The organism is Yinghuangia soli, from assembly GCF_021502675.1.
Lineage (GTDB): Bacteria > Actinomycetota > Actinomycetes > Streptomycetales > Streptomycetaceae > Yinghuangia > Yinghuangia soli.
Genome location: NZ_JAKFHA010000017.1, coordinates 118,731 through 131,750, shown reverse-complemented (window position 1 = coordinate 131,750; position 13,020 = coordinate 118,731). Strand labels below are relative to the sequence as shown.

The window sequence follows — 13,020 nt, the reverse complement described above, 5'->3', positions numbered from 1 at the left end:
CCGCGCCGGTCCGTCCCCCGTGCGACGATCCCTGCGGATCATACGGTCAACGGACCGGTGTCACGCGTCCGTGCCGTCACCGTCGATCAATGCGCTGACGCCGGTGATCAATTCCTGGGTTCGGGTGAACAGTTCCTGCCAGTCCGGCCCGTCCGAGCCCTGCGCGGTGAGCGCCTGCAGCCGGTCCGCACGCCAGGCCTTCTGGCCGCGTACGGCCTCGTCCATGACGCCCGCGTACAGCTCGTACAGCCGGTCCGAGACCTGCTGCGAGAAGCCGGACAGCATCTCCTCGATGGCCGGTTCCAGGGCCTTCGCGGCCTGCCCGCGCTGCTGTTCGGTGAGCGAGCCGGACTTGACCTCGCCGAGCACCATGCCGCCCACCGAGGCCGCCATGCCCGCACCCATCGGGATGGCCGCGAGGCCGCCGGTCAGCGGGATGATCAGCATGCCCAGCACGGCCACGCCGCTGGGTCCGATGCGCCAGGCCAGCTTGCGGCTCTTGAGGTCCTTGAGGCCCAGTTCCTCGGCCTCGTTCAGCTCGAACTCGGTGGACAGCTGCTCGGCCTTGTCGACCTTGTGCGTGCTGCCCTTGCCGAAGTGCCGCTTCATCTGCGCGTCGAGCCACTGCAGGTCGGCGCTGACGCTGGAGTGCAGCTGGCCCTCGTACTTCTTGGCCATCGCGGTCAGCTCACGGCGCAGCCGGAACGGCAGGTCGCGCTCCCACCACGTCTTGGGGTCCGGGGTGCGGTCCATCTCGTACTTCAGCACCCCGAGCAGGTCCTCCTGGGACTGCGCCAGGTGCTCGCGGAACTTCTCCGCGGTGGTGCTGCGCCGCTTCTGCAGCTCCACGCGGACCTTGCCCCATTCCGCGGTCATGTTGTCGATCTCGACCTCGGCGGCCTCGGCCGCGCGCCGCTTGTCCTCGACGCTGAGCGCCGAGTCCGCCACGCCCTGCCGGGCCAGTTCGGTCATCTCCTCGAGGAGGCCCAGGAGTTGGCCCGCGGTCTGGCGGGCCCGCATGGCCCGCCGCCCGCCGGAACCGGCGTACTCCTCCAGGCGGGCCCGCACCCCGGCGATCGGCGCGCTGTCCTCGCGGTGCGGACCGGGCAGCACTTCGAGCACCGGGGCGATGCGCCGCACGCGGCCGCCCAGGTAGTCGACGATGTCCTCGCGCTCGTCCTCGTCGACCGAGTCCAGCTTCGACACCACCACGGTGATCCGCGGCACGTGCTTGGAGATGACCTCTTCCTCGAGGAACGAGGTCTCCGACAGCCCGAGCGGCGCACTCGCGGACACCACCATGAACGCCGCGTCGCTGGCCGCCACGGTACGCCGCACCAGGTCTTGGGCCTGGTCGTCGTCCACGCCCTCGCCGAGTCCCGCGTTCACCCCGGGAGTGTCCACGATCTCCACGTCGAGCCGGGCCAGTTCCGGGTCGGCGACCAGCACGCGGATGCCGACCAGCGCGGCGCCGCCCTCGCGCGCCGCGGCCTCGTCCAGGTCCGCCCACGACTCCGGGACGGACGGCCGGACCTCGGCCCGGCCGTCCGCGTACTGCAGTTCGAGCCGGGCCTCGGGCCCGGGCGCCACCACGACCGGGACGCGGGTGTGCCGTCCCTCGGGGACGACCTTGGCCCCGAGGAGGCGGTTCACCAGCGTCGACTTGCCGCGGCCGAACTCGCCGACCACCGCGATGCGGAAGCCGGGCCGGCGCATCCGGGCGCGCAGCCGGTCGACCTCGGTGCAGATCTGCTCCAGGCCGTACTGCTCGGCCAGTTCGCGCGCCTCGGTGATGGGCGTGCTGAGTGCGGCGCCCGCGGACTTGACCAGGCTGGGGCCGGAGCCCGCATCGCGCCTGGGCGTCGCCGCGGGAGCCGCGGTGGCGGCCCGCCGGGGAGGAGCGCCCGCCGAGGACGGACCGGTGCCGCGCGCCGGGGCCCCCGCGCCCCGTGCCGCGGCGCCGGCCGGGGCCGCCTTCGGCGCAGCAGGCTGCTGCTGCGCCGCGGTCCTCGACGGGCCGGGTAGACCGGCGACGCCGGCCTCGGCCGAGGCGCCCGCCGAACGCGAGCGCTGCTCACGGCCCGCCGCCGCCTTCGCGGGGGCGGCCGGCGAGACCTGCAGCCAGCTGCGGGTGCTGGGCACCAGCATGTGGTAGATCGGGTACGCGGCCCGCGGGAGCACCTGCGCGTAGGCGCGGGTGAGCAGCTTGAGGTCGCGCTCGCCCGGCTCGGAGACGAAGCGGGTCAGCGTCTGGAAGAAGCGGGCCCGCGCGGCCAGCGCCTCGGCCTGCATCGACAGGTTCCAGTTCGTCTCGGCGCCGGCCGCCTTGGCGAGCATGTCGGCGGCCGCGGCGTGCTCGGCGAGCGTGGTGTGCTGGAGCACCTTCTGCGAAGGCCACTCCCACTGCACCGCGCCCCACGCGGGGGACACGGTGATGACCGGCGCCTGCGGCTCGCGGCGGCCGACCGCGACGAGCGCGGTCAGCGTCCAGGTGCCGTCCACGCGCTCGGCGACGGGCGGCAGCGCGATCGAGCCGGACTTGAGCCAGCCCTTCAGTTCGGCGCTGCGGTGGATGCCGCCGAGCAGCGCGGCGACGCCGCTCTGGCGGCGGGGCTGGGTCTGCGCGACGCGGGCGTTGACGGCCTCACGGTCGATGGTCACGGAGGTAGTCCTCTCGAGGGAAGTCAGGTTGTGGGCAAGCGGATCGGACGGGATGCCGCAAACGGCGGGCCGGGCCCGGGACGTCACCAGGACGCCCGGCCCGCCGGACGGCTATCCGGATCAGGCGTGTGCGATGACCGCCTGGTTGCCGCTCTCTTCCCACGCGTTCGCGAAGTCCTCGATCGCGATCGCCTGGGTCTGGCCCTCGGGCCAGCCCGGGTCGTTCACGAGGACGTAGACCGAGCCGTCGGGCTGCACGTCGACGCCGGTGACCCACACCGAGCCCATGACGGACGGGTTCTGCTCGATGGGCTCGCCGGTCACCACGTCGCGCATCGGGATGCCGGTCTCGTTGACGTCGACCACCGCCATGACCGGGTCGCCGCTCTCCAGCGCGTTCATGATGGTGTCCATGTCGGCGTCGTAGACCGTCTCGGTCTCGATGCCGTGCAGCTCCAGCAGGCTGCCGACGTCGGTGTTCGTCATGCCCAGCTCGGGGTCGAAGAAGCCGGCGTTCTCGGCCTGCGCGGCCAGCGCCTCCTCGTTGAACGGGGTGCCGGTCAGCTTCTCGATGATCTGGCCCTCGGTCACCAGCGGGGTGTTGACCGGGTTCTCCGCCTCGTGGAAGTACGCGGCGTCGGCCAGCGGGTCGCCCACGCCGTCGAAGTCCGTGACGTTCCAGTCCGGCGTGTAGTGCGCGATCTCCATCGGGCCGTAGGACTCGTACGGCGGGGCCGAGTCGCCGTCCCAGCCCTCGTAGTACACGACCTCTTCCTGGACCACGGTGGTCTCGGTGTAGTCGACGTCCACGTGGGTGTCGGAGGAGTTGTCCACGTAGGTCGTCGAGTTGTCGACGTACGTCGTGGAGTTGTCGGAGTTGTCGATGTAGGTGTCCGAGTCGTCGACCACGTACACGTCCGCGGTCTGGTCGCCGACGACGTACACGTCGCCCTCGACCGTGACGTTGACCTCGACGAAGATCTGCTGGTACGGGTCGTAGCCGAAGTCGCCCCAGCACGGGTCGTACACCACGTCGTAGCCGCCGCCGTACGGGCCGTCCGCGTACGGGTCGTAGCCCGCCTCGCCGTACGGGTCGTAGCCCTCGTCGTAGCCCGGGTAGGCGAACGGGTCGTCGTACGAGTAGTCGGTCGGCGTGTACGCGTCGGGGTCGTAGCCCGTGTAGTCGTCGACCGGCAGCGGGTCGCTCGGCGCCTCGCTGTTGTCGTCCTCGACCGCGGCGTCCGAGACGTCGCTCGGGCCGTCGTACGGGTAGCCGTGCTCGGCGTAGTAGTGGTCGTAGTTCGGGTCGGACGGGTCCAGGCCGACGTTCGGGTCGTTCGGGTCGACCGCGTACGGGTCCTCGGAACCGGCGTCCGCGTACGGGTCGGTGCCGGTCTCGCCGTACGGGTCCTCGCCGGTGCCCTCCGCGTACGGGTCCTCGGCGCCCGGCATGTACGGGTCGAGCTCCTGCTGCGCGCCGGGCTCGATCGGGTCGCCGGTGCCGGTCCCGGTGTAGGGGGGCTCCTCGGTGGGGATGTCGCCGCCCTGCGGCACGTCCAGCGGGTCGGTGTAGTCGGGCAGATCGGGGGCCGGCGCGTCGAGCGCCGGGTCGGCGACCGCGTCCAGCGTCTCGATGCCGTCCGGCGCGGTCTCCCACAGCAGGTCGGTGCTGCCCGCGTCGTCCGCGAGCGTGGTGTCCAGCGACATGTCGTCCAGGCCGTCGGCCGGGAGCTCCGTGTACAGGTCGTCGCCGTAGGGCTCGGTCATATTCGGGTTCCCCCCCGAGTAGAGAGGCGCTCGCGTTGGGAGTTGACCGTCGCGCGTCGCCGTTCCGTCTGCCTGCTTGCGTCCTGCAGCAGGGTCCTGCGCGCCGCGAGGATGGCCTCGCGCCGGTGGTGCTCGGTGACCATGTCGGCGACCGTCTGCTCGTACGCGGCCCGGTACTGCTCCACGTGCTCGCGGACGGTTCCCGCGTAGTGCCCGGTGGCGGACTCGATCGCCTCGTCGATCTGGACGGCGAGGCCGGTCGCGACCGTCTGGAGTGTCTGATGCATTTCGGCCCGTGCGTGGTTCCGCAGCAGATTCATGTCCGTCGAGGAAAGCGAGTCGGCCACGCGCGCCGCGAAACCGCCCAGCCCACCGCGCAGTTGGGCGCCCGGCGGAGGCGGGATCGGCGGGGGCGATTGCACCGGATATGGGACGGGTCTGTCCTGATTCGGCGGGGCGAACTGTCCGGAATGCCGCGGCACCGGGGGCGGCATGTTGGGCGGCACGGTGCCCTTGCGCGGACCCGTCGGCGGGGGCATCGAGGTGAACCACTGGTCCACTCCGGAGCCGATCGGTCCTGATCTTGTTGCCTGTTGGCGAACCGCCCGTAGCTGTTGTGTGACACCCGCGACGTTGGACTCGTACGCCTGCAGCATGCTGTCCGCCAGCGCATGCCCGTTCACCACGGTGAAGTTGGGCCGCAGGACGCGCGCGGTGGTCTGGTCGAGCTTGGCGTACTCGGCCTCGAACGCGCCCTCCACCGCCGCCTCGGCCTGCTTCGCGCCGTCCGCCAAGGCGGCGGTGACCGCGGTCTGCACGACGTCGCCGATACGCGGCAGGTCGCGCCGGATCAGGTCGGGCACATCGGTGCGGATCACCCGGCGCATGTCGTCCGGCGTGACCGCCGCATCTATCGCCGCATCGATCGAACGCCGCGTGTACTGCTGCCATTGCGCGGCCATCGCGCTCACCGCGCGCCGGGCGTTCTCCGCCCCCGCGTCGACCAGCAGGCCGCCGCGCACCGCGTGCCGCTGCGCGAACGCGGCCAGGTCCGGCACCCGCACCGCGCCGAGTTCGGCCTCCTCCTCGGCCAGCCGGCGCTGCGCGTCCTCCAGTTCGCTGCCCATCTCGCCGAGCACGTCCTCCAGGAGGCGCAGCAGATGGTCGGAGACCGCGATGATGCGCTGGCGCTGCATCAGATCGCGCAGCGCGGCCAGCGTGGTGGGGAAGATGTCGGCCCAGTACTCCTGTTCCGGGCCGAGCAGCGGCCGCCCGGTCGCCCGGCGCAGCACCGCATCGGCCGCGACGCCCTGCACCACCACGTCGTCCAGGTCGAGCAGCCGCGCGAACCGGCGCCGTACATGGTTGAGCAGGTCGTCGTGCTCGTCCTCCTCGACGTGGTCCATCTTCGTCACGAGGAAGATGCAGCGGCGCAGCAGCGCGGGATCCAGCGCCTCGGTGAGGAAACCGGTCAGCGAGGACGACGCAGGCGACGCGGACGGGCTCAGCACCGCAGCCAGGTCCGCCTCGCCGCGCATCACCTCGGCGGTGATCTCGGTGTGCCCGACCTCCGCGTTGGTGCCCGGCGTGTCGATGATCACCAGGCCGTCGCGCAGCGGCGTCGCGGGGTGCCGCACCTCCAGGTACTCCAGGTGCGGGGCGATGCGCTCGTCCGCGGTGAGCAGCGACAGGATGCCCGCGGTGTCGGACGGCACGCGCAGGTAAGGCGCGAGGTGCAGCAGCATGCGGCCCAGCGGGCTCGCCGCCCCTTCGGTGCGGCCCGCCGGGTACACGTACCGGATGCCGTCGTTGCGGAAGCGCACCAGCAGGGAGAACTCCGGACCGTGCGTGATCCGGGTCGCCGCCGCGGTGGTGCGCAGCGCGGATGTGGGCAGCAGGTCCAGGCCCAGCAGGGCGTTGATGAAGGTGCTCTTGCCGGCCGAGAACTCGCCGATGACGGCCAGGTAGTACCGGTCGTCCTTCAGGCGCTCCTCGACGCTGCGGATGCGCGCGGTCAGGTCCGCGAGGCGGTCGCGGTCGGCGACCGTGCTGCGCACCAGGCGCAGCGCGAAATCGAGGTGGTCGGACACCTCGGTCAGTGCCTCGATCGTGTCGCGGCGTTCGTCGCGCGCGACTTGGGACCGGTGATCGCCCGGCCCATGAGTGTTCCCCACGTGCATGGCTCCCCCCAGAGTGGGGCCAGTCTGACGGGGCCTGTATACCCGCGTCAACGTGGGGTCCGGAGACAAAAGCAAGGCTTGGCAATGCCGCTCCGAGCAGCCGGAATCCCATGGACAAGCAACCTGTCGATGCGCCACTCTGACGCCCAGTCAGGCCGGCCCGGATCCCCTCCGGCGGCCGGTCGAACCTGTCACAAAGGAAGCCCACTTCATGCGTTTTGCCGGTAAGCGGATCGCCGTCGCCGCAATCGTCCCGCTGCTCGCCCTGGCCACCGCCTGCAGCTCGGACGACAAGAAGGACGACAAATCAGCCACGGCCGGCAACGCCGGCAACGCGGGCGCCACGCCGGGCAGCACGCCCGGCGCGGCAGACTCCCCGGCCGGCAAGCCCGGCGGCAAGGCGCTCACCGAGGACAAGCTCAAGGCGGCCCTGCTGGTCAGCGCCGACGTCCCCGGCTGGACCGCCACGACCGGCGACCCCGAGGACGACTCGGCGTCCCCGGAGAAGACCGACAAGCCCGAATGCCAGCCGCTCATGAACCTCGTGGCGGCCGACAAGGACCACATGCCGTCGCTCACCGCCACCGTGGCCGTGAACAAGGAGACGGCCCCCAAGACCGTGCACATGATGGCGCTCGGCCAGTTCGACGGCGACAAGGCCGAAAAGGCCCTCAAGGACGCCCGCGCCGCGCTCTCCAAGTGCGCGTCGTTCTCCGCCGTCGACCCCGAGAACACCAAGACGGCGTACACGACCAAGGAAGCCAAGAAGCCCGGCTTCGGCGACGACTCGCTGGCCCTCGACTTCTCGATGCTCGAGGACGGCGAAACCGACCCGACCCTCCTCCAGGTCGTCTTCGTCCGCAGCGGCCCCGTCGTCCTGCAGGGCATGGTCCTCGACATGGACATCACCAAAGACGCCCCGTCGGAGAACACCATCGACGCGTCCCTGCTCCGCGCCCAGTACGACAAGCTCGTCAAGGCCCAGAAGAGCTGAGCCGCCGTCGGCCGACCGATCCCCGCGGACCGGTCGGCCGCCCTATTCGATGTGCGAAGGACCTTTCTGCATGCGATTCATCGGCAAGCGTCTCGCCATCGCCGCAGCAATCCCGATGTTCCTGCTCGTGTCGGCATGCGAGTCCGGTGGCAAGAAGGACGACACGTCCGACACGGTGGCCACGAGGCCGGGCAACTCGCAGACCCCGGGCGCGGGCACGCCGGGCGGCAAGGCCCTGACCGCCCGGCAACTTCAGGACGCGCTGCTGACCGGCGACGACCTGCCCGGCTACCGCGCCTTGTCCGATTCCGTCGTCGACGAGGACATTTACTCGGACAAGACGGTCGACAAGGCCGAGTGCCTGCCGTTGGCCCAACTGCTCTCGCCGGCCCGGGGATACCGGCCGCTCGCTGCGGCACAGGTCGCCGTCACCAAGGAAGGCGCACCGCTGGGCCACACGGCCATGGTGAGCACCGCGACCTACGCTGCCGGGACAGCGGAAAAGCTGGTCGCCGAGGCGCGGGCGGCGTTGGCGAAGTGCACGTCGTTCGCGATGACCGACGACGAGGGCGACACGATCGCCTTCGCAGTGCGGCCCGGCCCGGCGCAGCCGGGCGCGAAGGACGGCAAGGGGTACGGCTTCGGCGACGATTCGCTGGTCGTCGAGTTCGTCGCGGACCTTTCCGGTTCGGCGATCGTCTGCCTGGTGCGCAGCGGATCCGCGCTCGTGCAGGTGTACGGCTCGGCCGTGGGGGACAAGCCGTCGGAGTCCACGGCTGCAGCCGCCACGGCTCCCGAGGCGATGGTCCGTGCTCAATACGACAAGCTCGTCAAGGCGCAGCAGAACTGACGTGGGGCGGGCGGCGTCCCAGCACTACGTGATCATCAGTACGTGATCATGGGAACGGGACGGCCACGCACAGGCCGTCCCGTTCTGCCGTCCCCCCACGGAAACGACGAGGTTCTCCCCATGCGCTCTGCCCGCGCACGCATAGCCGGTGCGGCTCTCGTACCGCTGCTTCTCCTCACCACCGCCTGCCTCGGCGACGACAAGGACAAGGACGCGAAGGCCGACAACGCCGCGCAGTCCTCCGCGCCCGCGTCGCCGCCCGCCGCGACCGGATCCGCCGCGCCGACCGGAGCACCGTCCACCGGCGCCCCGCAGGCGCCCGGCAAGGCGCTCAACATCTCCGAACTCCAGGCCCTGCTCGTCACGCAGAAGGACCTGGGCCCCGGCTGGACCGTCAAGCAGGCCAAGAGCACGGTCTACGGCAGCATTGGGATGAAGGCCGTGCCCGCCGCCGCGAAGTGCCAGCCGCTGCTCGACCTGCTGACCGGGTCCACCCCGAAGCCCGCGGTGCACGTCGGCGAGGTCCTGGAGTCCGCGGCGGACAAGGGCAGTTGGGTCGACCTGTCGATCGCCCGCTTCGAGAGCGCCGAGGCGGTCTCGAAGCAGTTGGACGCCGCGCTCAAGATCGCCGGTGAGCACGAGTGCCTGGAGTTCGAGGCGCTCAACACCAAGGACGAGAAGACCGCCTACCAGTTCAGCTTCGGCGACCACCAGCCCAAGATGGGCGATGCCTCGCTGTGGATCAGCGTGACCTGGGGCGACCCGAAGACGATGAAGGACCCCTCGGAACCGGCGATTTCGGCCAGCGTCCAGCTCGTCCGCTCCGGCGCCGTGCTCGTGAAGATGGTCGGCCGCTCCGAAAGCACCGCGTACAACGCCGAGTTCGTGCCGGACGCGCAGGTCAAGACGCAGGTCGACAAGGTCGTCGCGGCGCTGAAGGGCTGATCCGGGGCCCGCGGGGGTCCCCGGAAAACCCACCCTCCGGGCAGGCGGTGCGCGGCCGCAGCGATGCGCCGCGCACCGCCGCAGCCCTGTCCGGCGGCATGCGGACCTGACCCGACGTCAGCGCCAACCAAACGATGCGCGATGATTCCCGCCCGCACGTCTCCTTCCGCGTCCCGCTCAGACAAGAGGAATCCATGCGCCACGCATCGCGCCGCCTGATCACCGTCGCCGCAGTCCCGCTCCTGTTCCTGGCCACCGCCTGCGGCTCCGACGACAAGAAGGAAGACGCCAAGTCGGCCGGCGCCACGGGTGCGCAGACCCCGGGCGCCGAGAGCACGGGCGGCGGTTCCGCGGGCGGGTCCTCGGGCGGCTCCGCAAGCACCCCGGCCGGCGGCGCGAATGCCGGCTCCGGCGGTGGTTCGAACGGCGGCGGCAAGACGCTCACCACCGCGCAGCTCACCTCGGCGCTGGTAGCCGCGGGCGACCTCCCGTCAGGCTGGACGGTCGAGCCGGACGAGGAGGACGAGCCGACCGGCGCGTCGAAGGCCTCCACGCCCGCGTGCCAGCCGCTCGCCGACCTGCTCAACGCCTCCGGTCCCGTCAAGGGCGTCGGCCGGGCCAGCGCCGAGCTGCAGACGACGAGCGCGCCGACCACCACCTACAACGTCGGCCTCCTGTCGTTCCCGAGCGGCGAAGCCGCCAAGGTGCTCGCCGCGGCGAAGAAGGCGGTCCCGTCCTGCGCGGAGTTCACCGCCGACTCCGACGGCACGATGGTCACGTACAAGGTCGCCTTGGCGGCCGGCGCCAAGGCGGGCGACGAGAGCCTCGGCCTGAGCGTGAACATGTCCGCCGAGGGGATGACCTTCGACGCCCCGATCGTCTTCGTGCGCTCCGGATCCGTTCTGGTCGGCGCCCAGGGCCTGGACATGAACGGCTCGTCGGCCAAGCCCATCGACAACGCCGTCATCAAGGCCCAGGTCGAGAAGATCGCCGCCGCGCAGAAGAGCTGACCCCGCGACCGGTACGCCACCGCCGGGCGCGCGGCCGCGGCCCACACCGCAGCCGCGCCCGGCGGCCACCACGGGCAGGTCCGGGCACGCCGTACGCTGGCGGGCACGGCGTCCCCGCCCGTCCGCTGCCCGAGGAAGTCCATGCGCCTGCCGTCCGGCCGTACCGCCCTGTCCGCTCTCCTGACCGTCCCGCTGCTGCTCGCGGTTGCTGCCTGCAGCGACTCGGACGGCGGCAGGACTGCCCCGGACGCCCTCGACCAGAAGGCCCTCGAAGCCGCACTCCTCACCCAGGCAGAGCTGCCCCAGGGCTGGGAGCTGGCCGGCGGCGGCAAGGACGTCGAGAAGGACGAGATCGCCCAGGCCGACCGGGCCGCCTGCCAGCCCGTCATGGACCTGGTGTCCGGCCGCAGCGCCGGGATCGCTCCGACCGCCCAGGTCGACGTCGGCCTCCTCGGCGCGGGCCAGGAGCAGGGCGCCTCGCACCTCGGCATCAACCAGTACAAGGAGGGGGACGCCGCCGCCCTCCTCGCCGCCGCGACCGCCGCGCTGCCCGGCTGCACCGGCTTCGGCATCAAGCAGGAAGGCGGGGGAGTCTCCCCGGCCGCGGTGACCACGGCTCCCGCCCCGGCCCTCGGCGACGCCGCCCTCTACTTCGAACTGGCCGTCGGCGCGGAAGGCGAGACCATCACCATCCCGCACACCGTCGTCCGCAAGGGCTCCGCGCTCGTCATCACCACCACGATGAACGTCGCCCGAGCCAAGTCCGTCCCCATCCCCGAGCCCCTCATCAAGGCCCAGGTGGACAAGCTCGCCGCAGCCCAGCAGCAGTAGGCCCGACTGCCCCCGTCACCCGCCCATGACCAGCGCGGCAATCTCCCGCACCCGGTCCATGGTGATCCCCTCGCGCTGCTCCACGGCCAGCGGATGGTCCGTCGGCTCCAATTCGATGAACGGCCGCTGCCCGACCGCGCGCGTGTGCACGTTGGTCTTGAGGTGGAGCGTGCCCGGACGGTAGCCGGGCAGCGCCGTGCACAGCCAGCCGAAGTACGGGGGCTCCTCCGTGCGGTCGGGATCGTCCCAGAGCTCCTGCGCCCGCACGAAGTTCGTCCGGCTCAGCGAGGCCCAGACGCCCCAGGAGAAGCTCTCGTCGGTTCCGAGCACCGGGATCTCGACGAGCCCGCGGATGAAGAAGTGGCGCCCCTTGATCACGCAAAGGTCCGTGCCCAGCTCGCTCTTCCGGCCTCTGGCGTGGCGCGGCCGCCACGGGGCGGGGGCGTCGGCACCGTAGGACATCGCGGGCCCTTCGTGCTGCCCGCCGCAGCACTCGCACGCGAAGTCCTGATCCTGTCCGCTCGCCATGGGCGGCGAGTCTAGAGGGGCATCGCGTGCGGCCGCGGTCGGGATCCGCCCGGCGCGGATTGCCGGGTGCAGGCCACCTTTCTCGCGGTGGATCTTGCTTCCGGGCCGGAGGTGGGTATCCGATGGGGGCAGTCGAGGCGATCCCTCGCAAGGCGTACCGCAGCAAGCCCGGGCGTACGTGTCGAGCCGTCACCCGCGGCATGTCGGCGCATACTGGGCATAGTGGGCCGGGCGACCACCGTCGCACGCGCTCTGGTGCGGTGCCGCCGTGCGGTTTTCTCCTCATCCACCGGTTCCGTCCGGCCCCACGAGGAGGCGGCGATGTTCGAGGAAGCGCAGTACCTGGCCCCGGTGACCCGGCGTGCCGACGGCAGCATCGAGGTCGAGCTGTCCCGCAGCCACCCCGGTTTCGCCGACCCGGTGTACCGCGAACGGCGCAACCGCATCGCGGAACTTGCGATGCAGCACCAGCAGGGCGAACCGATCCCGGTGGTGGACTACACCCCCGAGGAGCACGAGGTCTGGCGGATCGTGTCGGCCGAGCTGGCCGTCGCGCACCAGGAGCTCGCGGTCGCGGAGTACCTGCACGGGTACGAGCGCCTGAACCTTCCCAAGGACCGCATCCCGCAGCTGCAGGAGGTCAGCGAGTGGCTCGCCCCGCTGACCGGCTTCCGCTATCTGCCGGCCGCGGGCCTGGTCGAGCTGCGCGAGTTCTACGGCACACTGGCCGACTCGTACTTCCACTCCACGCAGTACATCCGGCACCACAGCGTTCCGCTGTACACCCCCGAGCCGGACGTGATCCACGAGGTCATCGGCCACGCGAACGCGCTGGCCAGCGACCGGTTCGCGGCCCTGTACCGGCTGGCCGGTGAGGCCGCCCGCCGAGTGGAGAGCCGCGAGGCCCTCGAATTCGTCTCCAAGGTCTTCTGGTTCACCCTCGAGTTCGGCGTCATGGCCGAGGGCGGCGAGCTCAAGGCCTACGGCGCCGGGATCCTCTCCTCCTACGGCGAGATCCGCGAGTTCCGCGGCATGGACATCCGCCCGCTGGAGCTGGCCGCGATGGGCACGACGTCGTACGACATCACGCACTACCAGGACGTGCTGTTCCGCGCGGAGTCCATGGACCACCTCGAAGACGTGGTCGGCGCCTTCTGGGCCACCTGCGACGACGACTCCATCGCCCGCCTGGCCCTCCCGGTCTCCTGACCGGCACCTATGCCGGCTCCCACGGCCCGCCGCAGCTCCGTCTCC

10 protein-coding genes are annotated in these 13,020 nt (G+C 71.3%); 6 read left to right on the top strand and 4 right to left on the bottom strand.

Annotated features, from left to right (window positions below):
* Positions 1-60: 60 nt before the first annotated feature.
* The 3 genes from LZ495_RS44995 to LZ495_RS25890 all read right to left on the bottom strand — a co-directional run bounded on the left by LZ495_RS44995 (position 61) and on the right by LZ495_RS25890 (position 6,602).
* Positions 61-2,661, bottom strand: a complete 2,601-nt coding sequence (locus LZ495_RS44995; protein WP_235055292.1) for a dynamin family protein — start codon at positions 2,659-2,661, stop codon at positions 61-63.
* Between the two features lie 120 nt (positions 2,662-2,781).
* Complete coding sequence (locus tag LZ495_RS25895; protein ID WP_235055291.1) at positions 2,782-4,428, bottom strand: hypothetical protein; 1,647 nt, start codon at positions 4,426-4,428, stop codon at positions 2,782-2,784.
* Positions 4,425-6,602, bottom strand: a complete 2,178-nt coding sequence (locus LZ495_RS25890; protein ID WP_235055290.1) for a dynamin family protein — start codon at positions 6,600-6,602, stop codon at positions 4,425-4,427. Before LZ495_RS25890 ends, LZ495_RS25895 begins: the two co-directional genes overlap by 4 nt.
* A gap of 217 nt (positions 6,603-6,819) precedes the next feature.
* Here LZ495_RS25890 and LZ495_RS25885 point away from each other — a divergent pair, with 217 nt between their 5' ends.
* The 5 genes from LZ495_RS25885 to LZ495_RS25865 all read left to right on the top strand — a co-directional run bounded on the left by LZ495_RS25885 (position 6,820) and on the right by LZ495_RS25865 (position 11,238).
* Entirely contained in the window at positions 6,820-7,602 is a 783-nt protein-coding gene (locus LZ495_RS25885; RefSeq protein ID WP_235055289.1) for a hypothetical protein, read from the top strand.
* A gap of 70 nt (positions 7,603-7,672) precedes the next feature.
* Complete coding sequence (locus LZ495_RS25880; RefSeq protein WP_235055288.1) at positions 7,673-8,452, top strand: hypothetical protein; 780 nt, start codon at positions 7,673-7,675, stop codon at positions 8,450-8,452.
* Between the two features lie 120 nt (positions 8,453-8,572).
* On the top strand, positions 8,573-9,397 hold the full coding sequence (locus tag LZ495_RS25875; protein ID WP_235055287.1) for a hypothetical protein: 825 nt from the start codon (positions 8,573-8,575) through the stop codon (positions 9,395-9,397).
* A 194-nt stretch (positions 9,398-9,591) separates the two neighbouring features.
* Positions 9,592-10,407, top strand: coding sequence for a hypothetical protein (locus tag LZ495_RS25870; protein ID WP_235055286.1), 816 nt, complete (start codon positions 9,592-9,594; stop codon positions 10,405-10,407).
* Positions 10,408-10,548: 141 nt separating this feature from the next.
* Positions 10,549-11,238 carry a hypothetical protein gene (locus LZ495_RS25865; protein WP_235055285.1) on the top strand — a complete coding sequence of 230 codons (690 nt, stop codon included), beginning with the start codon at positions 10,549-10,551 and terminating at the stop codon, positions 11,236-11,238.
* Positions 11,239-11,253: 15 nt separating this feature from the next.
* On the opposite strand, the gene LZ495_RS25860 is transcribed toward LZ495_RS25865, so the two are convergent.
* A complete protein-coding gene (locus tag LZ495_RS25860) occupies positions 11,254-11,766 on the bottom strand; it encodes a DUF2199 domain-containing protein (RefSeq protein WP_372498647.1) in 513 nt (170 codons plus the stop codon).
* 321 nt (positions 11,767-12,087) lie between these two features.
* Here LZ495_RS25860 and LZ495_RS25855 point away from each other — a divergent pair, with 321 nt between their 5' ends.
* Positions 12,088-12,975 carry a phenylalanine 4-monooxygenase gene (locus LZ495_RS25855; RefSeq protein ID WP_235055284.1) on the top strand — a complete coding sequence of 296 codons (888 nt, stop codon included), beginning with the start codon at positions 12,088-12,090 and terminating at the stop codon, positions 12,973-12,975.
* Positions 12,976-13,020 lie beyond the last annotated feature (45 nt).